The 24,685-nt window shown below is 35.9% G+C and carries 22 protein-coding genes; 19 read left to right on the top strand and 3 right to left on the bottom strand.

Annotation, left to right across the window (positions count from 1 at the left end):
* Position 1: 1 nt before the first annotated feature.
* On the bottom strand, positions 2-1,093 hold the full coding sequence (locus J4O15_RS09040; RefSeq protein ID WP_208100525.1) for a prephenate dehydrogenase: 1,092 nt from the start codon (positions 1,091-1,093) through the stop codon (positions 2-4).
* Between the two features lie 332 nt (positions 1,094-1,425).
* Between J4O15_RS09040 and J4O15_RS09035 the strand changes: the two genes are divergently transcribed.
* From J4O15_RS09035 to htpG, 4 genes are all read left to right on the top strand, one after another.
* Positions 1,426-3,528 (top strand): elongation factor G, encoded by a 2,103-nt coding sequence (locus tag J4O15_RS09035; protein ID WP_208100524.1) that lies wholly within the window; start codon positions 1,426-1,428, stop codon positions 3,526-3,528.
* Between the two features lie 142 nt (positions 3,529-3,670).
* Positions 3,671-4,264: a sortase B protein-sorting domain-containing protein gene (locus tag J4O15_RS09030; RefSeq protein WP_009218319.1), complete on the top strand. Its 594-nt coding sequence runs from the start codon at positions 3,671-3,673 to the stop codon at positions 4,262-4,264.
* A gap of 213 nt (positions 4,265-4,477) precedes the next feature.
* Positions 4,478-6,001 carry a 4Fe-4S dicluster domain-containing protein gene (locus J4O15_RS09025; RefSeq protein ID WP_208100523.1) on the top strand — a complete coding sequence of 508 codons (1,524 nt, stop codon included), beginning with the start codon at positions 4,478-4,480 and terminating at the stop codon, positions 5,999-6,001.
* Positions 6,002-6,136: 135 nt separating this feature from the next.
* Entirely contained in the window at positions 6,137-8,170 is a 2,034-nt protein-coding gene (gene htpG, locus J4O15_RS09020) for a molecular chaperone HtpG (RefSeq protein ID WP_208100522.1), read from the top strand.
* Positions 8,171-8,213: 43 nt separating this feature from the next.
* On the opposite strand, the gene J4O15_RS09015 is transcribed toward htpG, so the two are convergent.
* On the bottom strand, positions 8,214-8,627 hold the full coding sequence (locus tag J4O15_RS09015; RefSeq protein WP_208100521.1) for a TOBE domain-containing protein: 414 nt from the start codon (positions 8,625-8,627) through the stop codon (positions 8,214-8,216).
* A gap of 193 nt (positions 8,628-8,820) precedes the next feature.
* Here J4O15_RS09015 and J4O15_RS09010 point away from each other — a divergent pair, with 193 nt between their 5' ends.
* The 9 genes from J4O15_RS09010 (at position 8,821) to argS (ending at position 16,321) form a co-directional block, all read left to right on the top strand.
* Complete coding sequence (locus tag J4O15_RS09010) at positions 8,821-9,663, top strand: DegV family protein (protein ID WP_208100520.1); 843 nt, start codon at positions 8,821-8,823, stop codon at positions 9,661-9,663.
* Positions 9,664-9,792: 129 nt separating this feature from the next.
* Positions 9,793-11,091, top strand: coding sequence for a galactokinase (locus J4O15_RS09005; RefSeq protein WP_208100519.1), 1,299 nt, complete (start codon positions 9,793-9,795; stop codon positions 11,089-11,091).
* Positions 11,088-11,468, top strand: coding sequence for a DUF4190 domain-containing protein (locus J4O15_RS09000; protein WP_208100518.1), 381 nt, complete (start codon positions 11,088-11,090; stop codon positions 11,466-11,468). The genes J4O15_RS09005 and J4O15_RS09000 overlap by 4 nt, the downstream gene beginning before the upstream one ends.
* 26 nt (positions 11,469-11,494) lie before the next feature.
* The gene (gene nrdR / locus J4O15_RS08995; RefSeq protein WP_009218326.1) at positions 11,495-11,947 is read left to right on the top strand and encodes a transcriptional regulator NrdR; all 453 of its coding nucleotides are present in this window, start codon (positions 11,495-11,497) and stop codon (positions 11,945-11,947) included.
* Positions 11,944-12,462: a YqeG family HAD IIIA-type phosphatase gene (locus J4O15_RS08990; RefSeq protein ID WP_009218327.1), complete on the top strand. Its 519-nt coding sequence runs from the start codon at positions 11,944-11,946 to the stop codon at positions 12,460-12,462. Before nrdR ends, J4O15_RS08990 begins: the two co-directional genes overlap by 4 nt.
* Positions 12,459-13,334 carry a shikimate dehydrogenase gene (gene aroE, locus J4O15_RS08985; RefSeq protein ID WP_208100517.1) on the top strand — a complete coding sequence of 292 codons (876 nt, stop codon included), beginning with the start codon at positions 12,459-12,461 and terminating at the stop codon, positions 13,332-13,334. Before J4O15_RS08990 ends, aroE begins: the two co-directional genes overlap by 4 nt.
* Positions 13,331-13,768, top strand: coding sequence for a type II 3-dehydroquinate dehydratase (gene aroQ, locus J4O15_RS08980; RefSeq protein ID WP_208100516.1), 438 nt, complete (start codon positions 13,331-13,333; stop codon positions 13,766-13,768). The genes aroE and aroQ overlap by 4 nt, the downstream gene beginning before the upstream one ends.
* A 64-nt stretch (positions 13,769-13,832) precedes the next feature.
* Complete coding sequence (gene efp, locus J4O15_RS08975; protein WP_009218330.1) at positions 13,833-14,393, top strand: elongation factor P; 561 nt, start codon at positions 13,833-13,835, stop codon at positions 14,391-14,393.
* A 158-nt stretch (positions 14,394-14,551) separates the two neighbouring features.
* On the top strand, positions 14,552-16,321 hold the full coding sequence (gene argS / locus J4O15_RS08970) for an arginine--tRNA ligase (protein ID WP_208100515.1): 1,770 nt from the start codon (positions 14,552-14,554) through the stop codon (positions 16,319-16,321).
* Between the two features lie 117 nt (positions 16,322-16,438).
* Here the strand turns inward: argS and J4O15_RS08965 are convergent, their stop codons facing one another.
* Positions 16,439-18,196: an IS1634 family transposase gene (locus tag J4O15_RS08965; protein WP_208100312.1), complete on the bottom strand. Its 1,758-nt coding sequence runs from the start codon at positions 18,194-18,196 to the stop codon at positions 16,439-16,441.
* A gap of 714 nt (positions 18,197-18,910) precedes the next feature.
* Here J4O15_RS08965 and rsxC point away from each other — a divergent pair.
* Genes rsxC through J4O15_RS08935 form a run of 6 tightly spaced genes read left to right on the top strand, consistent with a single transcriptional unit; the run spans position 18,911 to position 23,976 of the window.
* On the top strand, positions 18,911-20,257 hold the full coding sequence (gene rsxC, locus J4O15_RS08960; protein ID WP_208100514.1) for an electron transport complex subunit RsxC: 1,347 nt from the start codon (positions 18,911-18,913) through the stop codon (positions 20,255-20,257).
* A complete protein-coding gene (locus J4O15_RS08955; RefSeq protein WP_009218334.1) occupies positions 20,257-21,216 on the top strand; it encodes an RnfABCDGE type electron transport complex subunit D in 960 nt (319 codons plus the stop codon). Before rsxC ends, J4O15_RS08955 begins: the two co-directional genes overlap by 1 nt.
* Entirely contained in the window at positions 21,213-21,824 is a 612-nt protein-coding gene (locus tag J4O15_RS08950; protein ID WP_208100513.1) for an RnfABCDGE type electron transport complex subunit G, read from the top strand. The genes J4O15_RS08955 and J4O15_RS08950 overlap by 4 nt, the downstream gene beginning before the upstream one ends.
* Before the next feature lie 9 nt (positions 21,825-21,833).
* On the top strand, positions 21,834-22,574 hold the full coding sequence (rsxE, locus tag J4O15_RS08945) for an electron transport complex subunit RsxE (protein ID WP_208100512.1): 741 nt from the start codon (positions 21,834-21,836) through the stop codon (positions 22,572-22,574).
* Positions 22,574-23,149 carry an electron transport complex subunit RsxA gene (gene rsxA, locus J4O15_RS08940; protein WP_208100511.1) on the top strand — a complete coding sequence of 192 codons (576 nt, stop codon included), beginning with the start codon at positions 22,574-22,576 and terminating at the stop codon, positions 23,147-23,149. The genes rsxE and rsxA overlap by 1 nt, the downstream gene beginning before the upstream one ends.
* A gap of 11 nt (positions 23,150-23,160) precedes the next feature.
* On the top strand, positions 23,161-23,976 hold the full coding sequence (locus J4O15_RS08935) for an RnfABCDGE type electron transport complex subunit B (protein ID WP_009218338.1): 816 nt from the start codon (positions 23,161-23,163) through the stop codon (positions 23,974-23,976).
* Positions 23,977-24,685 lie beyond the last annotated feature (709 nt).

The raw sequence follows: 24,685 nt of genomic DNA, 5'->3' as shown, positions 1-24,685 counted from the left end.
ACTAAATAATTCTGTAATTATATTCTTTTAATAATTTTCTTGCCATTTCACATGAGTCGGCATCATAGAAAGAGATATTAAGTGCACCCTCACCCTTCTCTCTGTTGTGATTGATGCCTATATTCTTTATACTTATAGAATTTGCAGCCAGTATTGCAGAGATAATGGATATTGCTCCGGGCTTATCCTGTATATGTACACTGATATCATGCTTTGAAATAATAAGTCCTTGAGCATTGGTATCAAGGGAATTTCTGTATTCACCTGATTTTTCAAACATATCGCTGATATATAAATTTGATTTTACAGACAGATGCGAATATACATCCTCCAATATATCAATATATTTTCTCAACACCATATTTATAGGCTCTGAATTAACTATACAGATTTGTTCCCACATAATGGGAGATGCCGATGCAATTCTTGTAATATCTTTAAATCCTCCTGCGGCAAGCTGTTTCATAACTTTATCATCATAGTCATTATCTTTTACAAGATTTACCAAAGAGGCTGCAATTATATGAGGAAGATGGCTGATGGCGGCAACAACCGTATCATGTTTTTGATAGTCTATTACAAATGGAATGGATTTGATTTTTTTAATAATATATATTATTTCCTCCAATTTTGCATCAGGGAATTTTGAGGATGGAGTAAGCATATAATAGGCATTTTCCAAAAGCAGAGGATCTGAGGCTTCATAGCCGGATTTTTCAGAGCCTGCCATGGGATGTCCTCCTATAAATACATCCTCAAGTTCAAGCTCTTTTGCCAGTTTATGAATAGATGATTTTGTAGAGCCTACATCAGTGATAATGGCATCTTTTCTTATATACGGTTTTATTTTCTCCAAATAAATATTATTTAATTCCACAGGAGTACATAAAAATACTATATCACATTCTAAAAGAGTCTTATCTATATGCTCTAAGATAATATCAATGATACCTTCACTTTTACCTTTTAAAAGTTCCTGACTGTTATCGGTATAGGCATATACTTTTGATTTAGGGAGATATTTTTTTATTGCCTTGGCAATAGAGCCGGCTATAAGTCCGAAGCCTATAAAAGCTATATTATTATCTTGCATAATACTCCTTTCACGGATGCATTGACTGTATTAAATACAAAAAGTCTATTACATTTACCCACAATAGTCAATATTTTCACTTTAACAAATTAAAACTGCAAAGTTCTAAATGTGACAGCCAAACTGTAATAAAATAAAATTTGATTTCCGCTATTTAAATTTACTAGAATCGTCTTTTTATACAAAATTATTATAAAAATTTCCATAGTTTAACTATAAGAAAAACGGAAATTACATTGTATAAATTGAATATAAAACTTGAAATTTTATCGTATGTTTAGTAAAATATCTTTATCAGAAAAGTCTATTGACTAAAAAGGAGGGATTCTCTTATGAAGGTTTATGAAACTAAACAGATTCGTAATGTCGTATTACTTGGGCATGGAGGCTCGGGTAAGACTACAGTGGCAGAGGCTATGAGCTTTGTGGCAGGAAATATTTCCAAAATGGGAAGTATTACAAGCGGAAATACCATAAGCGACTATGATAAAGAAGAGATTAAAAGAGGTTTTTCCATCAGTACATCTTTGGTTCCGGTAGAATATGAAGGTGAGTCCGGAAGTATAAAGATAAATCTTTTGGATACTCCGGGATATTTTGACTTTGTAGGCGAGGTGGAAGAAGCTATATCTGCTGCAGACGCTGCAATCATTGTAGTCAATTGCAAGGCGGGAATCGAAGTAGGTACAATTAAAGCATGGGAGATGTGCGAGGAGTACGGATTACCTCGAATATTCTTTGTAACAAATATGGATGATGATAAGGCAAGCTATCGTGAACTGCTTTTGAAACTTGAAACAAAGTTCGGAAGAAAAGTGGCGCCATTCCATCTTCCTATTAGAGAAAATGAAAAATTCGTAGGATTTGTAAATGTCGTAAAGATGAAGGGTAGAAGATTTACAAATCTTTCCGATTATGTTGAGTGTGAGATACCTGACTATGTTGAGGCAAATCTTAAGATTGCAAGAGAAGCGCTTATGGAGGCTGTAGCTGAGACAAGTGAGGAGTATATGGAAAGATATCTCTCAGGTGAGGAGTTCACTGATGATGAAGTGGCACTTGCACTTAAAGAGAATATCTGTAACGGAGATATAGTGCCTGTAATGATGGGTTCGGGAGTTGACGCACAGGGCTTTAAGGCACTTATGATGGCTATTGAAAAGTACTTCCCTTCACCTGATTTTAAGGAATGTGTGGGAGTGGATGTAAGCAATGGCGAGCATTTTACTGCAAAATATAATAAAGAGGTATCATTATCAGCAAGAGTATTTAAGACGATAGTGGATCCTTTTATAGGAAAATACTCTTTGGTTAAGGTTTGTACAGGTACTCTCAAACCTGACAGTACCATATACAATGTAGGTAAGGAAACAGAGGAAAAATCAGGAAAGATATATGTACTCAGAGGAAAGAGCGCTATAGAAGTGCCTGAGCTTGTGGCAGGTGATATAGGTGCAATGGCAAAGCTTAATGTGACAACTACAGGTGATACCATTGCATTAAAGAACGCACCTATACTATATCATGGACCGAAAATCTCATCACCATATACATGTATGAGATATAAGATAGTAAATAAGGGTGAAGAGGATAAGCTTTCATCAGGTCTGTCAAAACTTATGGAAGAGGATTTGACTCTTAAGCATACAAATGATACTTTAAACAGACAGACTCTTCTCTATGGAATAGGTGATCAACAACTTGAAATTGTAGTTAGCAAACTTTTAGATAGATATAAGGTAAAGATAGAGCTTTCAAGACCTAAGGTGGCATTTAAAGAAACTATCAGACAAAAGGTAGAGGCTGCCGGAAGATACAAAAAGCAATCAGGCGGACATGGACAGTTCGGTGATGTTAAGATGAGTTTTGAACCTTCAGGAGATCTTGAGAAACCGTATGTATTTGAAGAAACCGTATTTGGAGGATCCGTACCGAAGAATTACTTCCCTGCAGTAGAAAAAGGTGTGGCTGAATGCTGTATAAAGGGACCTTTGGCTGCGTATCCTGTAGTAGGTGTTAAGGCAACACTTTTAGACGGATCATATCATCCGGTTGACTCATCAGAGATGGCATTTAAGATGGCTGCCACCATTGCATTTAAGGACGGATTTATGAAGGCTGTTCCTGTATTATTGGAGCCTATATATACAGTAAGTGTAGTAGTTCCGGATAAGTTTACAGGTGATGTAATGGGAGATCTGAACAAGAGACGCGGCAGAGTGCTCGGTATGGAATCAATCAATCACGGTAAGCAGATAATAAGAGCTGATGTACCTATGCTTGAGCTTTTCGGATATAATACGGATCTGCGCTCTATGACAGGAGGTATCGGTGTATTCAGCTATGAATTTGCAAGATATGAGCAGACACCGGGAGATATTCAAAAGAAAGAAGTTGAAGCAAGGGCTTCGAAATTGGATGGTGATTCCGAATAAATAATTATTTAACAGTAACTGTAATATTATCGTAAGAAAACTTACTATAATGTTACATATTACACAAGGGGGTTGAATTTTATTTCATATAACGCTATATTAGTGACAACAAAAAGTTTATATGAAAAGGAGATATCATGCCATGCGTTTAACAAAATTCAAAAAAACGGTTTTCTCAGTAGGTCTAGGTGTAAGCCTGGTTTCAGGTGCAATGGTTGCACTTGCTGAGACACCCCAGGTTATAACAAGAGTAAGTGCAGATGCTCAGCATTCTCAGGTTATCGAGGATGGTAATACTACTTACATCATCCAGGCACCGGGACAGAGAGCTCCATCACCTATTGTTACACCGGGTGTCACTACCAATATAATAAGATCTACAGCATCAAATGCAACTTCTTCAAATGCAACTTCATCGAATGCATCAAGATCCAGAAGTTCATCAGGTGGTTCAGGTTCAGGCTCTTCAAGAGGCGGCGGTAGTGCAAGACCTGTTACTACAGCACCAGGTAATCCGACACCTTCACAGGGTTCATCACCTTCACCTACAAACAGTGCTACACCTGTAGATCCAAGCAGAGGTTCAAATGTAGGCGATGTAAATGCTGCTAAACGTGGTAAGTTAAATGTTCCAAAGACAGCTGATCCTTCAGCAATGGGACTTTACACAGCATTACTCGGATTCTCAGCTGCAGCAGGTGCATTAGTAGTTTCAACAAAGAAAAAAGAAGATTAATAATTAAAAACTTTAAGGGCGGACCGTTACGGTCTGCCTTTTTTGGTATATTTGTTTTTTATAAAGAACAAGAAATTGCTAATAAAATAACAAACATCCTTTCTTTTATTACTTAAATATAGTAGAATATCATTGCTCGGTATAGAAAACAGTAAGTAAAAAAGAGGCTGTTTATACTATATATGTTTGATTTATTTTAGTGGAGGAATATTTGTGAGAGGTGTTGAAACAAGAATTCAGGAAATAAGACATAGAATTTTTAGAGAAGTTGCCAGAATGGCATATCACACAGAATGGCCTGTGGATAAAAGAATAGAGGAACTCCCTTATAAAATTATTCCGGGTGAGGTGGGGAATTTTAGAAATAATGTTTTCCTGGAAAGAGCTATAGTAGGTGAAAGATTAAGGCTTGCTATGGGATTGCCTTATAGAAGTGCGGCAAATCATGCGCCTGTGTCGGAAGGCATTGAGCTGGCTGATAAGGCTGAAACATATTATACACCACCATTAATAAATATAATAAAGTTCGCCTGCCATGGTTGTGTGGAAAAAAGGGTATATGTAACTGACGGTTGCCAGGGATGCTTGGCACATCCATGTTCCGAGGTATGCCCGACAGGTGCGGTAAAGATTGATAAGGAAAGCGGATTTTCAAGTATAAATCAGGAAAAATGTATTAAATGCGGAAGATGTGCAAATGTTTGTGCATACAATGCTATAATTGTACAGACAAGACCATGCGCGGCGTCTTGCGGTATGGATGCAATTTCTTCGGATGAAAACGGTAAGGCGGATATTGACTATGATAAATGTGTATCCTGTGGACAGTGTCTTGTAAACTGTCCTTTCGGAGCTATTTCAGATAAATCACAGATTTTCCAGACAATAAGAGCTATCCAGTCGGGAGACAGAGTATATGCGGCTATCGCACCGGCTTTTGTAGGCCAGTTCGGACCTAAGGTTACACCCGGGAAACTTCGTGCCGCAATGAAAGAACTTGGATTTGCCGATGTATTTGAGGTGGCAATCGGTGCCGATTTGTGTGCTACACAGGAGGCTTTTGACTTCCTTGAAGAAGTACCTGAGAAATTACCTTTTATGGGTACATCATGCTGTCCTTCATGGTCCTTGATGGCAAGGAAATTATTCCCTGACCGGGCTGAATGTATATCAATGGCACTTACACCTATGACACTTACAGCAAGACTTATAAAGAAACAGCATCCGGAAGGAAAAGTGGTATTTATAGGACCGTGTTCCGCAAAGAAGCTTGAGGCTATGTGGACCGAGGTAAGAAGTGAAGTGGATTTTGTACTTACATTTGAGGAGATGGCGGGAATATTTGATGCAAAGCATATAGATATAGAGAATCTTGCAGAAGATCCAAACGGTGTCAATGATGCATCTACAGACGGAAGAAACTTTGCTGTATCGGGAGGAGTTGCAAAGGCGGTTGTAGGCGTTATCAAAAGCCAATATCCTGATAAGGAAGTAAAGATAATGAATGCGGAAGGTCTTGCTGAATGCAGAAAGATGATGACTATGGCAAAGGCAGGCAAGTATCCCGGATATCTTCTTGAAGGTATGGCATGTCCGGGCGGTTGTGTAGCGGGACCGGGAACAATGCAGAATATTAAAAAATCCCAGGGAGCTGTAAATCAGTATGCAGCCAAAGCAAGTCACGGCATTGCAATTGAGACTGAATCTGTAAAAGAGCTTGATAAGCTGGTAAAATAAATATAGAATTTTAAATATTGTTGGCACTCGAGTTATTCGAGTGCCAATTTTTTATTGACTTTTATATTTTCGTGGTTATAATAGTTATAGCAGAGCAAAAGATAATTTTTAAAAATTTATTTTAGAGGTGATGAAATGAAAAAAGGGAATTTATCAATAAATAGTGAAAATATTTTTCCAATTATAAAAAAATGGCTTTATTCAGATCATGATATCTTTGTAAGAGAGTTGATATCCAATGCAACAGATGCCATAACAAAATTAAAAAAATTAAGCCTTGCGGGAGAGTTTACAAAGCCTGAGGGAGAAGAATATAAAATCAATGTGGAGGTAAGCCCTAAGCAGAAATTGATCAGATTTATCGATAACGGTATCGGTATGACTGAGGAAGAGGCGGAAAAGTATATAAACCAAATCGCTTTTTCAGGTGCTGTGGATTTTATAGAAAAATATAAGGATAAGACCAATGATGATCAGATAATAGGTCATTTCGGACTTGGATTTTATTCAGCATTTATGGTGGCTGATAAGGTAAGTATTGACACATTATCCTATAAGGAAGGTGCGACACCGATACATTGGGTAAGTGACGGAGGGCTTGAGTTTGAAATGGGTGAAGGAACCAAAAGCTCAAGGGGAACAGCCATTACACTGTATCTGAATGAGAACTGCCATGAGTTTGCAAATGAATTCAGAGTAAGAGAGATATTAAACAAATACTGTTCATTTATGCCGGAGGAGATTTTCCTAAAGGATATTGATGCTGAGGAAGCTACCGAGATAATCGAAAAGGATGAACTTTTAGATACGGATACTATAATAGAGAATATTATAGAGCCGGCAAAAACAGAGGAAAAAGAGAATGAAGACGGCACTAAGGAAGAGGTGGAAATAGAGCCTGCCAAGGAGAAGATAAAGATAAAAAAACGACCTGTAGCACTTAATGATATACATCCTCTTTGGACAAAGCATCCGAATGAGTGCAGTGATGAGGAATATATAGAGTTTTACAGAAAAGTCTTTATGGATTATAAGGAACCGCTGTTTTGGATTCATTTAAATATGGATTATCCTTTCAATCTTAAGGGAATACTTTATTTCCCTAAGATAAATACTGAATATGATTCAATAGAGGGAACTATAAAGCTTTACAATAATCAGGTATTTATCGCGGATAATATAAAAGAGGTTATTCCTGAGTTCCTTTTATTATTAAAGGGCGTAATAGACAGTGCGGATATTCCTTTAAATGTATCCAGGTCAGCTCTGCAAAATGACGGTTCGGTAAGAAAAATCTCTGAGTATATTGCAAAGAAGGTAGCGGATAAGCTTTCAGGTATGTGCAAGACAGAGAGAGAAAAATATGAAAAATACTGGGATGATATAGCTCCATTTATAAAATACGGTTATTTAAGGGATGAAAAGTTTGGTAAAAAGATAGAAGAGTTTATATTGTTTAAAAATATAAATGATAAATACCTTACAATCAGTGAGCTTGTAGAGGAAGACAAGGAAATCAATAAAGATGAAAATGAGGAAAGTAAGAACGCAGAAAATAAGGATGATAAAAAGATAAATATATTCTATGTGAATGATGTAAAAGAGCAGAGTCAATATGTGAATATCTTTAAATCAGCCGGAAAGGATGCGGTGGTTTTGCCTCATAGTATTGACGGACCTTTTATTACAAGTCTTGAAATGAAGAGAAATAATGTAAAATTCCTCAGAATAGATTCCGATATGACTGATGATATGAGAAGTGAGGAAATAGGTGAAGATTTAAAGGCATCTTATGAAGCATTATCAGAGAAGGTAAAAGCCGCTATTCATAATGACAAACTGAAGGTAGCTATAGAGCCTTTAAAAAATGATGAAATCTCATCCGTAATCACAATATCCGAAGAAAGCAGAAGAATGCAGGAGATGATGAAGCAATACGGAATGATGGGAATGAATCCTTCAATGTTTGGCGGTGAAGGTGAAACTTTGGTTCTTAATGCAAACCATCCGCTTGTTAAGGCGCTTTTGGAAAATACTCATGAAGAATGCTTTGATATGATTTGTGAGCATCTTTATGATATGGCTTCAATATCACATAGTCCGCTATCGCCTGAGAGAATGAGTGCATTTATAAAAAGAAGCAATGAGCTTATGCTTAAATTAAAATAATACATTAAAAAAAGAGCCTTGGTATGGCTCTTTTTAAAATGTATTATTCAATACCTACCATTACTGATGTAGCCTTGATAATTGCATAAGCCTCTTTACCTACAGAAAGCTCAAGCTCTTCAACAGCATTCTTTGAGATTGTAGAAGATACTACACCGAACTTGGTCTCAAGAGTTACAATATCATTTACAGAACCGCTTTGAATTCCCTTGATTACTCCGTGGAATTTGTTTCTTGCAGAGATCTTTGGAAGCTCTGTTGCAATCATAACCTCTGTAGCTTTGATGATAGCATATGCCGCATCACCCTTTTTAAGCCCCAATTCCTTTACGGCATTAATTGAAATTGTGGATGAAATAACCTCGCCGTTTGCTTCGATAGAAACGATAGCATTAACAGCACCCTCATTAATATTAGTTACAATTCCTTTAAACTGATTTCTTGCACTTATTTTCATTATGTAAAAACCTCATGTTAAAATATTTTACACAAAACGTAAAGCTTTATGTAATAGAAAATATTCTAACATATATAAATAAAATAGCAAGCTTTTCCGAGATAAATGCCTTTTTTTATATACTTGACTTATATAGGTGATATAATTATAATGAATGTAGTTTTAAAAACTACATTAAACGGAGTTGAAAAATATGACATATAGATTAATTGGGGATAGTTGTAGCGACTTAGATGAGAATCTGAAAAAAAATGAAAATATAAGAATAGTGCCTCTGACACTTGAAATCGGAGACTATCAGGTAATAGATGATGATAAATTTAATCAAAAAGATTTTATAAAAAGAATGGCTGAGTCAAAAGTCGGTGCAAAGAGTGCATGCCCTTCTCCCGAAGCTTTTAAAGAGGCTATGGAATGTGATACGGATATGATATTTGTGGTGACACTTTCAGACCATTTAAGCGGAAGCTATCAGAGCGCTGAAATCGGAAAAAATCTTTATGAAGAAGAGTATGAGAAAAAGGATATTTTGGTACTTTCTTCAAAGTCCGCTTCAGCAGGTCAATACAGACTTATGCTGGAACTTGAAAAATTATGTGAACAGGGGTTTAAGTTTGAGGAGATATCAAAAAGAATAACAAAGCTAAGAGATGAGATGAAGACATATTTTGTGTTGGAGTCGCTTGATACATTAAGAAAAAACGGAAGGCTTTCTGCTGTAACCGCATTTATAGCATCGGCTCTTAATATTAAGCCTATTATGGGAGCAGTGGACGGTGTTATAGTAAAAAAGGACCAGCAAAGAGGCATGCAAAAGGCACTCATAAAGATGGTGGAACTTGCGATAGAGGAGGCCGGAGAAAATACGAAAGAAAAGATAGTATGTATAACTCATATAAATAATGAGGAGAGAGGCGAGTATGTAGCAAATCTTTTTCGTGATTGCAATAAGTTTAAAGATGTAAAGCTTGTAAACGGTGCAGGTGTGGCGACCATGTATGCAGGCGATGGCGGTATAGTACTTGCAATAGGATAAATCTTAAATATATGAAAGTACACAATAATAAATTGTGTACTTTTTTTGGATTTATGATAAACTATTTTTAGAATACATAGATGGATAATATTTATGTTTGATTTACTATAAACATTTAGCGAGGGTTATATGAATTTACTTGAGGCAAAAAATATATTAAAAAACAACGGAAAAAAATTATTTGAAGAGCTTTATGGAAAGAATGAAGTTGAAAAAAATCTAAAGAGATATGAATGTATCTTAAACGGTTTTTCAAAAGAGTTCGGCAAAAAGGATATTAAGCTTTTTTCATCTCCGGGAAGAACGGAAATCTCAGGGAATCATACGGACCACAATAACGGCAAGGTGCTTGGAGGAAGCATAAATCTTGACTGTATAGCTGTAGCGGCAAAAAACGACAGTGATATTGTAAATATTATAAGTGAGACATTTTCACAGAAGTTCAAAGTAAATATAAAGGATATTGAGCCGGGGGTTGAGAAAATAGGCACTGTGGAGCTGTTAAAGGGTATTCTGGCAGGATTTAAGAAAAGAGGGGCGATTATAGGCGGTTTTGATGCCTATATCAGCAGCAATGTTATTTCAAGTGCCGGAGTAAGCTCATCAGCCGCTTTTGAAACTTTGATATGTCAGATTATAAATACATTATTTAATGACAATAAATTATCAAAAACAGATTATGCCTATATAGGAAAATATGCAGAGAATATTTACTGGGATAAATCAAGCGGGCTGCTTGATCAGATGTGCTGTGCCTATGGCGGACTTATCAGTATAGATTTTAAAAATCCCGATTTGCCGAAGGTGGATGAGATAGATTTTGATTTTGCAGGTGCCGAACATGATTTGATTATAGTTCAAACAGGAAGAGGTCATGCGGATCTTTCTGCTGATTATTCATCCATACCTGCAGAAATGAAAATGGTGGCAAAATATTTCGGCAAAAACACATTGTCGGAAGTAAATGAAGAAGAGTTTTATGAGAATATAATAAAGATAAGAGGATTTGCCGGAGACAGAGCTATACTTAGAAGTATCCATTTCTTTGATGAAAACAAAAGGGTTGAAAAAGAGGTGAAGGCTTTGGCGGAGAATGATTTTGAAACATTCTTAAAAAATATTACAGATAGCGGTAATTCATCATGGAAGTATCTGCAAAATGTATATACCAATAACGCACCGAATGAGCAGGGAATCACCGTGGCATTGTCACTGTCGGAAAAATTTTTAAATGAAAGGAATATTGGAGCCACCAGAGTACATGGCGGCGGGTTTGCCGGAGTTATAATGGCAATGGTGCCTGAAAAATACAGTGATGAATATATTGCCTATATGGATAAATTTATGGGCAAGGGTTCATGTTATAAAATGAAAATAAGACCTTATGGTTCTATATGTTTAAATGAATTTTTTAAGGAGGATAAATGAAAGAAGAACAATATTCGCTAGCCTGCCTGATTGTAGGAATACTTAGCTGTGTACTTTGTTGTATGTGCCTTGGAATACCGCTTGGAATAGCCGGAGTGGTACTGTTTGTTTTATCAATGGGAAACGGGCATGGGGTTGATGCAAAGGCGGGATTTGGACTTGCACTGTCTATAGCAGGATTTATACTTTCCGTTGTTACAATAATTTTATTTATATTGTTTATGTTAGGAATGACAGATACCGATTATCGTTATGACGATAATTGGTATGACCATTTCAGTGATTACAATAATTCACTGGATTATGGTGATTATTATAATCTGCCGTTTGAATTTGATTTTGATGATAATTTTGATGTGGAAACAGATGAGTTATAAAATGATTTTTAGTAAAGGATAAGCTTATGAAATGCCCGTTTTGCCAAGCGCAGGAAACAAAGGTGATTGACTCTCGCCCGGCAGAGGACAACTCTTCTATAAGAAGGAGAAGGCAGTGCGAGAAATGTAATAAAAGATTTACCACCTATGAGAAACTTGAAACCATACCTCTTATGGTTATAAAAAAGGATGATACCAGAGAAAATTTTGACAGATCCAAAATAGAAGCAGGTATTATACAAAGTTGCCATAAAAGACCTGTTTCTACCGTTATGATAAGAAAGACTGTAGATGATATAGAAAACCAAATCTATTCTATGGAAGTCGGTGAAATACCTACCAGAAAGATAGGTGAGCTTGTGATGGAAAAATTAAAGGATTTGGATGAGGTTGCCTATGTAAGATTTGCATCTGTATACAGGGAGTTTAAGGATGTAAATACTTTTGTGGATGAGATTGCAAAACTGTTAAAGAAATGATTTTTATGAATAAACTTTTTCCGGATTTATATAAAAAAGATATATATAATATAGATTTTAAAAAGCTCTACAATAGGGGCTTTAGGGCGGTGCTTTTTGATATTGATAATACCTTGACCACACATGGAACAAGGGCAAACAGGGCTAATATAGAATTTTTTAAATCATTAAGAAAAATAGGATTTAAAACCTGCCTGATTTCAAATAATAAAGAAAAAAGAGTGGCTCCATTTGCAAAGATGGTATCCTCGCCATATATATATAAGGCAAATAAGCCTTCAAAAAAGGGTTATTTAAAGGCTATGGATATTTTGAATGTCAAAAAAGAAGAGACGGTATTTGTGGGAGACCAGATTTTTACCGATATTTGGGGTGCGAACAATGCAGAGGTATATTCTGTTTTGGTTAATCCTATCAGCCCCAAGGAGGAGATACAGATAGTATTAAAAAGATTCTTTGAAAAAATAGTGCTGTTCTTTTATAAAAGGAAATTATCAAAGAGGAAGAAAAAATGATAAACGCCGGTACAAAAATATATGGAATTATAGGAAATCCTGTTTCTCACAGCCTTTCACCTCTATTACAAAATACTTTGGCAAATGAAATGAATATAGATATGAAATATATGGCATTTCATGTAAAAGAAAATATAGAAGATGCTATAAAAGGGGCATTTTTTTTGGATATAAAGGGATTTAATATAACCGTTCCATATAAAAGGGATGTATTAAGCATTGTTGATGAAATTGATGAGAGAGCAAAAAAAATCGGTGCAATAAATACTCTTGTTAAGACATCAAAAGGATATAGGGGCTATAATACCGATATTATAGGACTGTGTAAATGTATAAAAAATAACGGGCTTTCTATAAAGGATAGGGATATTATTTTACTTGGAGCGGGTGGTGCCGCAAAGGCTGCGCTTTATCTTGCAATTGAAGAGGGTGCAAGGTCTATTACCATAGTAAACAGAAATATAAAAAGGGCTGAAGAATTAAAAGCGGAAATTTTTAACAGCTTTAAAAATATATCCACAATCTCTTTGGATGATTTGAAAAAAAATATTGATATATTGGAGTATAAGGATTATTTTGTATTCCAAACTACAGATGTGGGTATGTTTCCTAATATAAACAGCTGTATAATTGATGATAATGAATTTTATAAAAAATGTGATTCGGGTATTGATCTTATCTATACACCATTTGAAACTGCATTTATAAAAAAAATGAAAGAAAACGGCAAAATCTGTATCAACGGACTTGATATGCTTATTCTTCAAGGTGTTGAGAGTTTTGAAATATGGAATGATGTCAAAGTAAGCGAAGATATAATAAAAAAAGTAAAAGTATTGTTGACAGAGAAGCTTAGAGAGAGAATGGGATGAAAATTCTGGTAATAAATGGTGTAAATATGAACTTCCTCGGTATAAGAAATAAGGAAGTTTATGGAAATAGAGATTATAATTATCTTTTGGAAATGATTGAAAAAAAAGCAAAAGAGCTTGGCGTGGATGTGGAATGTTTTCAGAGCAATCATGAAGGTGCTATTGTTGATAAGCTTCAGGAAGCATATTATGAAAAGCCTTTAGGAATTGTTATAAATCCTGCCGCATTTACACATACAAGTGTTGCTATAAGGGATGCTCTGGAAAGCCTTGATTGTATAAAGGTGGAAGTGCATATATCAAATATTTCCGACAGGGAAGAGTTTAGACACAGGTCAATTACACAGCCTGTATGTACAGGTCAAATAGCGGGGCTTGGTTTATATGGATATACTTTAGCAATGGAGTATATAATTGAACAAACTAAGTCTTGATTTGATATAAAAATTGTTATAAAATAGTTCAAGTATCGCATGAAAGTTTTAGGAGGAAATAATAATGGTTTCAGCAGGTGATTTTAAAAATGGTTTAACATTGGAGATTGAGGAAGGTCAGGTTTTTCAGATTCTTGAATTCCAGCATGTTAAGCCGGGAAAGGGAGCTGCATTCGTTCGTACAAAAATTAAGAATGTAATTACAGGTAGCGTTGTTGAGAGAACTTTCCGACCTACTGAGAAATTCCCACAGGCAAGAATAGACAGAGCGGATATGCAGTATTTATATTCAGATGGAGATATGTTCAATTTTATGAATGTTGATACATATGATCAGATCGCACTCAATTCAGACAAGGTTGGAGACGCATTAAAGTTTGTAAAAGAGAATGAGATGGTTAAGATATGTTCATTCAACGGCAATGTATTCTCTGTAGAGCCGCCTTTATTCGTAGAGTTGGAAATTACAGATACAGAACCGGGATTTGCAGGAAATACGGCACAGGGTGCTACTAAGCCTGCAACAGTTGAAACAGGAGCGGTTGTTTATGTTCCTTTGTTTGTAAATCTTGGTGATAAGATTAAGATTGATACAAGAACAGGTGAGTATTTATCCAGAGTTTAAAATTTTAATGCTTGACGGTCGTTCTGACCGTCTTTTTTAACAGCTTTAATATATTAGATATAAGATCTTATTGAATAAAGATTTAGCTGTTTTTATATTGTCAGGCAAGTGATAAGATAATGTTTGCAGGACAAAATCAATATACAGAGTGGAGATATATGAAGACAATTATAGAATTGATTTCAGATGAATTAAAGTCCGCCTTTGTGAAATTGTCATATGATGAAAAATACGGAAAGGTCAATATATCAAACAGACCGGACCTTTGCGAATATCAGTGCAATGGAGCTATGGCAGCGGCTAAGGAATATAAGAAAAAGCCTATTGATATAGCAAATGAAGTGGTGGAAATACTAAAGGATAATGACAGTTTTGAAAAAATCGAGGCTATTATGCCGGGATTTATCAATATAAATATCAGCAATGCCTTTATTGAAAAATATATGAAAGATATGTCAGCCGCATCGAAGTATGGAATTGAGCTTGATAATCCTTCAAAGAAAATAATAATCGACTATGGCGGTGCAAATGTGGCAAAACCTCTGCATATAGGTCATTTGCGTTCAGCTATTATAGGTGAGAGCCTAAAGAGGATGGGAAGATTTTTCGGAAATGAAGTAATAGCCGATGTGCATCTGGGTGACTGGGGTTTACAGATGGGGCTTATAATAGAAGAGCTTAGAGAAAGAAAGCCTGAGCTTGTATATTTTAAGGAAAATTATGATGGCGAATTCCCAAAAGAGCCACCATTTACATTGAATGATTTGGAAGAAATATATCCGGCGGCATCAAAAAAGTCAAAGACGGATGAGGGATTTAAGCAAAGAGCACAGGAAGCCACTTTGGCACTTCAAAGTGGATATAGACCTTATAGAGAGATATGGCAACATATAATGAATGTATCTGTAGAGGATTTAAAGAAAAATTACAGTTCATTACTTGTAGACTTTGATCTTTGGAAGGGCGAGTCGGATGCCGATCCTTATATTCCGGATCTGATAAAAGACCTTGAGGATAGAAAAATAGCCGGAGTTTCAGAGGGAGCTTTGGTTGTAGATATAGCTATGGAGGGTGATAAAAAGGAATTACCCCCATGTATTATAAGAAAATCAGACGGTGCGGCACTCTACGCCACATCAGATCTTGGAACTTTGGTTGAAAGAGAGAAGCTTTATTCTCCTGATGAATATATTTATATTGCGGATAAAAGACAGGAACTTCACTATACACAGTTTTTCAGAGTATCAAGAATTGCAGGTATAGTTCCCGATAATCATGAGCTTAAATATATAGGTTTCGGTACGATTAACGGAAAAGACGGAAAACCTTTAAAGACCAGAGACGGTGGAGTGGTTCGTCTTGAAACCGTGATTAAGGATATCGAGGATGCGGTATTTGCAAAGATAAAGGAATCAAGAGATATATCTGATGAGGAGGCAAGAAATACCGCAAAGATTGTAGGTCTTGCAGCTATAAAATATGCGGATCTCAGCAATCAGGCGGCTAAGGATTATATATTTGATATTGACAGATTTACTTCCTTTGAAGGAAATACAGGACCTTATATTCTTTATACAATAGTTAGAATAAAGTCTATTCTTGAAAAATATTATGAGAGCGGCAGTGAGAAGGTAAGTCTGAATGATTTGACCGTTCCAAAAGAGGATATTCATAAAAAGCTGTATATGGAACTTGCGGGATATAATGAGATTATGAGGGAGGCATGGACTGAGCTTGCTCCGCATAAAATATGCCAATTTATATATTCGGTTTCAAATACATTTAATTCTTTCTATCATGAAATAAAAATACTCTCTGAGAGTGATGAAACAAAAAAGAAGGGATACCTTGCAACCATACTTCTTACAAAGGAGCTGCTTGAAGCGGCTATAGATCTGCTTGGAATAGAAGCACCGAATAAAATGTAAATAGTTTTCAGATCTGTTATGCTTATCAACAAAGGTATGACAGATCTTTTTTATTTTTCAAAAAAATATTTTTGCTATATTACCTGACTTCCGTCGTTTCTCTCAAAACCTAGTACTCTAGGTATCCAAGAGCATGCAGTTTTGAAAGAAATTGTCGACTTCAGCTTTGGTTAAATAGAGGGCATCAAGGTTACTAAAGCCAACCAATTTTTTAACCTTTTCGTTAACGGCCTGGTCTCTTGATATATTGATATATGTATTATCACCTTTATTTACCACCCTAAAATCACGCATAAAGTTAATCAAGTCATAAGAGTTTATTTTATTTTTGAAGCACTTGATTTCTAATACTCTTAAAAGAAACAAGCTAAGGTAGCATATCAAAAAATGCCCATAGATTGTTTCTTTTTTCTGTAAATAAACAGGCCTGGCATCCAGGTATGATTTTGTAAGTCTAAAAGATTCCTCGATTTTCCATAGGCTATGGTATGTTTTATATACCTGTAATGGCTCCATATCTATCTCGGATGTCACTAAAAGATTATATCCTGCATATTTAAGATCTTCATCAATCTTAGATTTATTTAAATCTATTATAGGCTTTATTTTCTTGCCTGCACTATCTTTCGTTATGATGTCTACATATTTAGCACAATCTCCAAGTTCATCTTTAGCGATATTTTTGTATGTAGAAAACTTTGAAGCTTTATCGACCATTTTCATTATTTCAAGCTTTTGTTTCTTTGCAAGGTTAGGATTATAAGAGACGATACGCTTTTCTTTTATAGAGAACCTTGTAACACTCTCTTTTCCTGTTTCCGGATCAATCTCTTTAAAACTGTAATCAAAGCTGTCAATACAGGATTTAAGACGAAAAGATATATTATCTCTTTCATCAGTGTAATTAGAAAAGACATTTGTATCATTCTCAAGTAGAACCCATTTCTTTTCCTTTTCACTTAGATTCTTACCATGTATTGATTTTGAAAATATATAGCCATCATTAGCTTCTTTAACTGCAGCATAAATATTTCGTGCACAATTAAGTCCTTTATCAGCCACCTGAATCGTCTTGCCTGATACGTTGTGTCGTTGCTTCATTTCTTCAATAACTTTTCTAATATATGGCTTTTCCGATTCATTTCCTGGATACATTTGCATGGAGACAGGTACGAGATTAGCATCTAAAAGTAAAGCTTGCCCTATTATCGGGGAGTGCCTATTCTCTTTTGAAGGTCCCTTTTGCTTGTCATCACTAGGGATATCAATTTCAAAGTAATAATTAGTGCAATCAAAAAATACATTGCTTAGATCCCTTTTAGAATAGCTTTCATAAGAGTGATTAAATAAATCAATGTACTTTTTATAAGACTCTCCTATGAAAGAACAACCGTCATATACTTGGTCTTCAGAGATTGTTGAGCTGCCATAAAGGAATGGAAAGACATGAGAGGCTGTCTTTGACTTAGAGCATGGTGATATAACCCTTGCATAAATAAGTTGAGTAATTAAGTCAAATACAGAGAACTGAAAACGCATTTGAGAAGCAATTATATCAATAGTTTCTTTAACATCAAGCTCATCAATTAATGAGTAGAGCAAGAAGTGTCCTATATTAAGTTCAACAGGGGTGGAAAATGCACGAGGACGGGATTCTTCAGAAAGAACTTTTGTTCTATTCTCGTTTTGCTCTTTTACATAGTCACTGTAAAATTTAACAGGATCCGGAATCTCACCTGAAATCAAATCCTCAACATAACCAAAAGATTTTACATTTTTTGTTCTTGGTTGCTTTTTATTCTTATCCCAAAATGATTCATACATCTGAAGATAAGTACCTTTTTTCTTCTTTTCTTTTCTCAAAAAATAAGCCATAAACACCTCTAAAAGCAAAGTACTATGAAGTACTATGATTATAACATACTCTAAAAATTTTTTCAAATTTTTTCAAATATTTTTTATGTCAGAAAAGCCTTTAAAATAAAGGCTTTAAAAGAATTGCACAAAATCAAATAGTTTATTAGAAATTTAAAACGTCGGAACTTTCATAGTACTTCGACGGAAGACGGGTATAGATCTGCTTGGAATAGAAGCACCGAATAAAATGTAAATAGTTTTCAGATCTGTTATGCTTATCAACAAAGGTATGACAGATCTTTTTTATTTTTCAAAAAAATATTTTTGCTATATTATTTTTATTTAGATTGAAATTTTCTGTGTAAAAATATAGACTAAAGGTAACATATTAAATCAGAGATATAGAGATTTATATTAAGAAATATTTGTAATAATTATTTTTTTCTATACCGGAAAGATTATGTATTCAAAAAAATGCAATATAAATTTTCAAAAATCATCTATAAGTTTGTACAAATATGGTATAATAAAGGAAAATAATGGTGAAAAGATGCTTAAAACGGCAGTATACCAAAAGACTAAGAATAGATTTGGTTTCTTAGTTTATTTGTGCGTTAATAGATTATGTTTTGCTTTAGAATAATCTGAAATTTGACAATGAAATTGACATTTGAACGCAAAATACTGCAGTATTTCTTACATTTATTTACCTGAAAAGAAGAGGAGAAAAATATGGGATTAGCTACATTTATTGGTGGTGTACATCCATATGAAGGTAAGGAACTTTCAATGGAGCATCCTATAACAGTTCTGCAACCAAAAGGGGTTGAGATGGTGTTCCCATTAAGCCAGCATATTGGTGCACCTGCAAAGCCTTTGGTGGCTGTTGGGGATGAGGTACTGGTCGGACAAATAATTGCAGAGGCGGGAGGATTTATATCGGCAAATGTAATAAGCTCAGTGTCTGGAAAGGTTAAGAAGATTGAGCCAAGAAGGGTTGCAAACGGTTCAATGGTAAATTCTATTATTATCGAGGATAATAAAGAATACAATGCGATAGAAGGCTTCGGTGAAAAAAGGGATTATATAAGGCTTTCTAAAGATAAGATCAGAAAGATCGTAAAAGATGCGGGTATAGTAGGACTTGGAGGTGCGGGTTTCCCCACCCATGTAAAGATTTCTCCAAAGAATGAAGACGAAATAAATTATATAATTGTAAACGGTGCGGAATGTGAGCCGTATCTTACAAGCGATTACAGACTTATGATGGAAGAACCTAAAAAAATTATAGAAGGTTTAAAAATCATATTGCAACTTTTCCCGAATGCAACAGGAATTATAGGAATCGAAAACAATAAACCGAAAGCTATAGAAAAGCTAAAGGCTTTTGCACAAAATGAGCCAAAGATTGAAGTCGTGGAATTATATACAAAATATCCACAGGGTGGAGAGCGTTCTCTTATTTATGCATGCACCGGAAGAAAGCTCAATTCAAGTCTTTTGCCGGCTGATGTGGGATGTATTGTGGATAATGTGGATACTGTTGTCTCAATTTATAATGCAGTAGCGGAGTCAACACCTCTTATAAGAAGGATACTTACAGTTACAGGTGATGCTATTACCACACCTCAAAACTTTAATGTAAGAACGGGAACTAATTATCAGGAGCTTATAGAGGCTGCAGGAGGATTTAAGGAAGAACCGAGAAAAATACTTTCGGGAGGGCCTATGATGGGACAGGCATTATTTACACTTGATATACCTGTTACAAAGGCTTCATCATCCATAACCACCTTTTTACATGATGAGGTGGAAGAGAATCCCGAAACACCATGTATCAAATGCGGAAGATGTATAGATGTATGTCCAAGCTACCTTGTACCTGTACTTATGATGGAGAAGGCATTAAATGATGATACTGAAGGTTTTGAAAAATTAAACGGTATGGAATGTGTTGAATGCGGTTCATGTGCATATGTATGTCCGGCAAAAAGACCGCTTACTCAAGGCTTTAAATATATGCGTCAGGCTGTGGCTGCAAAGAGAAGAGCCGAAGCCGCAAAGAAGGAGGTGAAATAATGACAGGGAATTTTAATGTTTCATCATCTCCTCATGTGAGGGATAATTCATCCACAGCAAATATTATGAAGGATGTTTGTATAGCAATGATTCCTACATTGGCTTTCGGGTGTTTTCAATTCGGATTATCCGCACTTATAGTTGTTATAGGTACAGTTATTGCATGTGTACTTGCTGAATATTTGTATGAAAAACTTATGAAAAAACCTATAACTATTGGAGATTTTTCCGCTGTAGTTACAGGTCTTATATTGGCGCTTAATATGCCGCCGCAGATTCCTGTATGGATGCCGATACTTGGCGGAGTATTTGCAATAATTGTTGTAAAACAATTATATGGTGGACTTGGACAAAACTTTATGAATCCGGCACTTGCTGCCAGATGCTTCCTGCTTATATCATTTGCAGGTGCTATGACAAATTTCAGCTCCGTTGCAATGAACTATGATTCATCATCTACAGCTACACCTCTTGCATCTTTAAAGGCAATCGGTATAGAAAATGCAATGGAAAAATATAATATGCTAAATATTTTCCTTGGAAGAATCCCGGGAACTATAGGAGAGGTTTCAACCATTGCCTTACTTATAGGAGCTCTGTATCTTGTGGTAAGAAAGGTTATATCTCTTAGAATACCTCTTGTATATATTGCTACAGTGGCTGTATTTGTATTCATCTTCGGAGATCACAATCCCACAACCGTTTTATATCATATTATAAGCGGTGGTCTTATCTTCGGTGCATTCTTTATGGCAACCGATTATGTATCATCCCCTGTTACAAAAAAAGGGCAGATATATTTTGCGATATTTATAGGAATACTTACAGGTTTATTCAGATTATTCGGAGGTAATGCAGAGGGTGTTTCCTATGCCATTATTATCGGAAATATAGTTGCACCTTTGATTGAGAAATCTACACTACCTAAGGCATTTGGAAGGGAGGCAAAGAAGGCATGAAAAAACAATCAGGATTTGTAAAAGATGCAATCATCTTATTTGCTATAACCCTTATTTCGGGACTTGTACTTGGTTTTGTATATGATGTAACCAAGGAGCCTATAGCAGCCGCGGCAAAAGCGGCAAAGAATGAGGCATATGCCGTGGTTTTCCCTGAGGCAAAGGATTTTGAGGAGAATGAGGCAAATACCGCAAAGATAGCAGAGACTGCACAGGATATTGCAGGCAGAGGCTTTGGACATTCAAATATTGATGAAGTGGTTACTGCAAAGGATGAGTCGGGAAATGATATAGGAAGAGTTATCACTTCAACCTCTAAAGACGGATATAACGGTACGGTTCAGATATCGGTAGGTATCAAATCAGACGGTACGGTGGTGGGAATAACTTTCCTTACTTTGGAAGAAACACCGGGACTTGGTATGAGGGCAGGTGAGAGTGATTTTTACGGTCAGTATGCAGGTAAAAATACACAGGAGTTTAAACTTGTAAAGGGTGATGCGACTGCTGAGAATGAAATCAGTGCGATAAGCGGCTCCACTATTACAAGTACTGCCGTTACAAATGCTGTGAATGCGGCACTTTACTTTAATTCAATATTGGAATAAGGAGGAGATATGAGCAAAAGTTTTGAGCGTTTTTACAATGGTGTAATAAAAGAAAATCCTACCTTTGTTCTAATGTTGGGTATGTGTCCTACACTCGCCGTTACAACATCTGTATCTAATGCAATAGGTATGGGACTTTCTACAACTGCCGTTTTGATGTTTTCAAATTTAATTATTTCAGCAATGAGAAATATAATACCGGATAGAGTGAGAATACCGGCATTTATAGTTATAGTTGCATCACTTGTTACAGTAGTACAGCTTTTGATGCAGGGATATACTCCGGAAATCTATAAATCTCTCGGTATATATATTCCATTGATAGTTGTTAACTGTATTATCTTAGGTAGAGCAGAGAGCTATGCTTCAAAGAATTCACCTATACCTTCATTTTTTGACGGTCTTGGAATGGGAATCGGATTTACACTTGCACTGTCTTGCATAGGTTTTGTAAGAGAACTTTTGGGCGGTGGAACAATTTTAAAGGGCGTATTGCCGATTGATAAGTATCCGAACGGTATAGTTGCTATACCTGAGGCTTACAGGATTTCTATATTTGTACTTGCCCCCGGTGCATTCTTTGTACTGGCATTATTGTCGGCATTACAAAACTATTTTAAAGCACCGAGTGCTACAAATACTTCCAAATTATCAGAGTCAGGCTGCGGAAGTTGCTCTGCATGTTCGGGAAATACTAATGTAAAAGAAGAAATAAAAGAAGAAATAAAAAATTCGGGGGAGGATAAATAATGGCTAAACTGATTTTACTTTTGATTAGTGCTGCACTTGTAAACAATGTAGTGCTCAGTAGATTTTTGGGACTTTGTCCTTTTCTCGGTGTATCAAAAAAGACTGAAACCTCTGTAGGTATGGGTGCTGCGGTTATATTCGTTATCACCCTGTCAAGTATGGCGGCAAGCCTTATATATGCACATATTTTGGTACCTTTAAAGCTGGAATATTTACAGACCATTGTTTTTATTTTGGTAATAGCGGCATTGGTACAGTTTGTTGAGATGGTTTTAAAGAAAAATATGCCGTCCCTCTACGAGGCTCTCGGAGTTTATCTTCCTCTTATTACTACAAACTGTGCGGTTCTTGGAGTGGCTCTTGATAATGTTGCCAAGGAACATAGTTTTTTACAGAGTTTGGTATATGGTATAGGTACTGCCGGAGGCTTTGCTTTGGCAATAGTATTACTTTCAGGTGTAAGAGAAAAAATAGAGAATAATGATATACCTCATACAGTATCGGGAATGCCGATTGTTTTGATTACAGCAGGTCTTATGGCAATCGCCTTTACCGGATTCTCAGGTCTTATTTAGGAGGAAAGAAGATGAATGGTGTAATTATTGCGGCAGCAGTAGTTGGTATAGTCGGTATTCTTATCGGTCTCCTACTGGGGGTTGCAAGCGAGAAGTTTAAAGTGGAAGTTGATGAAAAGGAAATAGCTGTCAGAGAAGCATTGCCGGGTAATAATTGCGGAGGATGCGGATATCCGGGATGTGACGGACTTGCAAAAGCTATTGCGGCAGGTGAGGCTGCTGTAAACAAATGCCCTGTAGGCGGACCGCCTGTAGCGGCTATTATCGGTGAGATTATGGGTGTAAGTGCAGGTGAAGCTACAAAGGAGGTAGCATTTGTAAAATGTAAAGGGACCTGTGATAAAACCAAGCAAAACTTTACATATTTCGGTATCACGGATTGCAATTCGGCTATGAATGTACCCGGTCAGGGAGGTAAGGCATGTAGCTATGGATGTATGGGATTTGGCTCCTGTGTAAAGGTATGTGAGTTTGATTCTATTCATATAGTGGACGGTATTGCATTGGTAGATAGAGAAAAATGTGTGGCTTGTGGAAAATGTGTGGAAGCCTGTCCTAAGAAGCTTATCGACCTTGTTCCTTATGATACATTTACATTTGTACAATGTAATTCTCAGGATAAGGGTAAGGCTGTTAAGGAAGTATGTGAGGTAGGCTGCATTGCATGTACACTCTGCGTAAAGGCATGTGAGGATGATGCAATTCATATGAATGGAAATGTGGCACTTATAGACTATTCCAAATGTATAAATTGCGGAAAGTGCGCTGCAAAATGCCCAACTAAAGTTATACAAGTTGTTGATGGTAAATTATCGATGATCGCATGATAATAAAAAAAGAGGAGCTTACGTATGTAAACCCCTCTTTTTTTATTGCCCTCAAATAATAATGAAAATGCTTTCAGAATTTTGATGCATTCCTTATAATAAAATAAAATTCTTTGGTATTTCAAATACAAAAAAACCACCCGGGAAAAGGTGGTTAAATATTTTTAGGGGGGCCGGACAGTTAAACTGTCCGGTATGAGTATGAAAAAGCTTTGTAGTTCCAGTAATTCTGAAACCTGCATTAGCCATTGCTAATGCTCTTATAATATAAAAAATAATTATGTCTATAATATGGAAAAAATATAAAAAAAATATAAAGAAAGGAAATAATAAATAAAAAACAAAGTATATATGTTTATAAAAAATTTAGGTTACAAAAACAAAGAATTTATACAAAAATTTCTGTTTATTATTCAGTAAAAATGGAATGGGAGATATAACTACCGGATATATCATTGTCTTTATAAATGGATTAGACATAAATCCGTATATGGATTGTGATTGTGATTTGTCCCTTCCGGCATTGACATAATATATACAAGTGATTATAATATCCCTAGTTATAAAATAAAAACAAGGATGGAGAGAGTAGTCCCTGACAGAAGTTTCAGCGAGCCGGTGATGGTGTAAGACCGGTACGGAGTTACAGATGAAAATCACTCCTGAGTTGCAGTCTGAATTAACAGTAGGATATGCCGGTTTCCCCGTT

The organism is Lachnoanaerobaculum sp. Marseille-Q4761, assembly GCF_017565785.1.
Taxonomy (GTDB): domain Bacteria; phylum Bacillota; class Clostridia; order Lachnospirales; family Lachnospiraceae; genus Lachnoanaerobaculum.
The sequence above is the reverse complement of the archived record's forward strand: the minus strand, read 5'-3'. Positions and strand labels throughout refer to the sequence as shown.

What these genes read in the sequence shown, in the direction of transcription:
- J4O15_RS09040 (WP_208100525.1), bottom strand. Translation starts at nt 1,093, where the DNA reads ATGCAAGATAATAATATAGCTTTTATAGGCTTCGGACTTATAGCCGGC.
- J4O15_RS09035 (WP_208100524.1), top strand. Translation starts at nt 1,426, where the DNA reads ATGAAGGTTTATGAAACTAAACAGATTCGTAATGTCGTATTACTTGGG.
- J4O15_RS09030 (WP_009218319.1), top strand. Translation starts at nt 3,671, where the DNA reads ATGCGTTTAACAAAATTCAAAAAAACGGTTTTCTCAGTAGGTCTAGGT.
- htpG (WP_208100522.1), top strand. Translation starts at nt 6,137, where the DNA reads ATGAAAAAAGGGAATTTATCAATAAATAGTGAAAATATTTTTCCAATT.
- J4O15_RS09015 (WP_208100521.1), bottom strand. Translation starts at nt 8,627, where the DNA reads ATGAAAATAAGTGCAAGAAATCAGTTTAAAGGAATTGTAACTAATATT.
- J4O15_RS09010 (WP_208100520.1), top strand. Translation starts at nt 8,821, where the DNA reads ATGACATATAGATTAATTGGGGATAGTTGTAGCGACTTAGATGAGAAT.
- J4O15_RS09005 (WP_208100519.1), top strand. Translation starts at nt 9,793, where the DNA reads ATGAATTTACTTGAGGCAAAAAATATATTAAAAAACAACGGAAAAAAA.
- J4O15_RS09000 (WP_208100518.1), top strand. Translation starts at nt 11,088, where the DNA reads ATGAAAGAAGAACAATATTCGCTAGCCTGCCTGATTGTAGGAATACTT.
- nrdR (WP_009218326.1), top strand. Translation starts at nt 11,495, where the DNA reads ATGAAATGCCCGTTTTGCCAAGCGCAGGAAACAAAGGTGATTGACTCT.
- J4O15_RS08990 (WP_009218327.1), top strand. Translation starts at nt 11,944, where the DNA reads ATGATTTTTATGAATAAACTTTTTCCGGATTTATATAAAAAAGATATA.
- aroE (WP_208100517.1), top strand. Translation starts at nt 12,459, where the DNA reads ATGATAAACGCCGGTACAAAAATATATGGAATTATAGGAAATCCTGTT.
- aroQ (WP_208100516.1), top strand. Translation starts at nt 13,331, where the DNA reads ATGAAAATTCTGGTAATAAATGGTGTAAATATGAACTTCCTCGGTATA.
- efp (WP_009218330.1), top strand. Translation starts at nt 13,833, where the DNA reads ATGGTTTCAGCAGGTGATTTTAAAAATGGTTTAACATTGGAGATTGAG.
- argS (WP_208100515.1), top strand. Translation starts at nt 14,552, where the DNA reads ATGAAGACAATTATAGAATTGATTTCAGATGAATTAAAGTCCGCCTTT.
- J4O15_RS08965 (WP_208100312.1), bottom strand. Translation starts at nt 18,196, where the DNA reads ATGGCTTATTTTTTGAGAAAAGAAAAGAAGAAAAAAGGTACTTATCTT.
- rsxC (WP_208100514.1), top strand. Translation starts at nt 18,911, where the DNA reads ATGGGATTAGCTACATTTATTGGTGGTGTACATCCATATGAAGGTAAG.
- J4O15_RS08955 (WP_009218334.1), top strand. Translation starts at nt 20,257, where the DNA reads ATGACAGGGAATTTTAATGTTTCATCATCTCCTCATGTGAGGGATAAT.
- J4O15_RS08950 (WP_208100513.1), top strand. Translation starts at nt 21,213, where the DNA reads ATGAAAAAACAATCAGGATTTGTAAAAGATGCAATCATCTTATTTGCT.
- rsxE (WP_208100512.1), top strand. Translation starts at nt 21,834, where the DNA reads ATGAGCAAAAGTTTTGAGCGTTTTTACAATGGTGTAATAAAAGAAAAT.
- rsxA (WP_208100511.1), top strand. Translation starts at nt 22,574, where the DNA reads ATGGCTAAACTGATTTTACTTTTGATTAGTGCTGCACTTGTAAACAAT.
- J4O15_RS08935 (WP_009218338.1), top strand. Translation starts at nt 23,161, where the DNA reads ATGAATGGTGTAATTATTGCGGCAGCAGTAGTTGGTATAGTCGGTATT.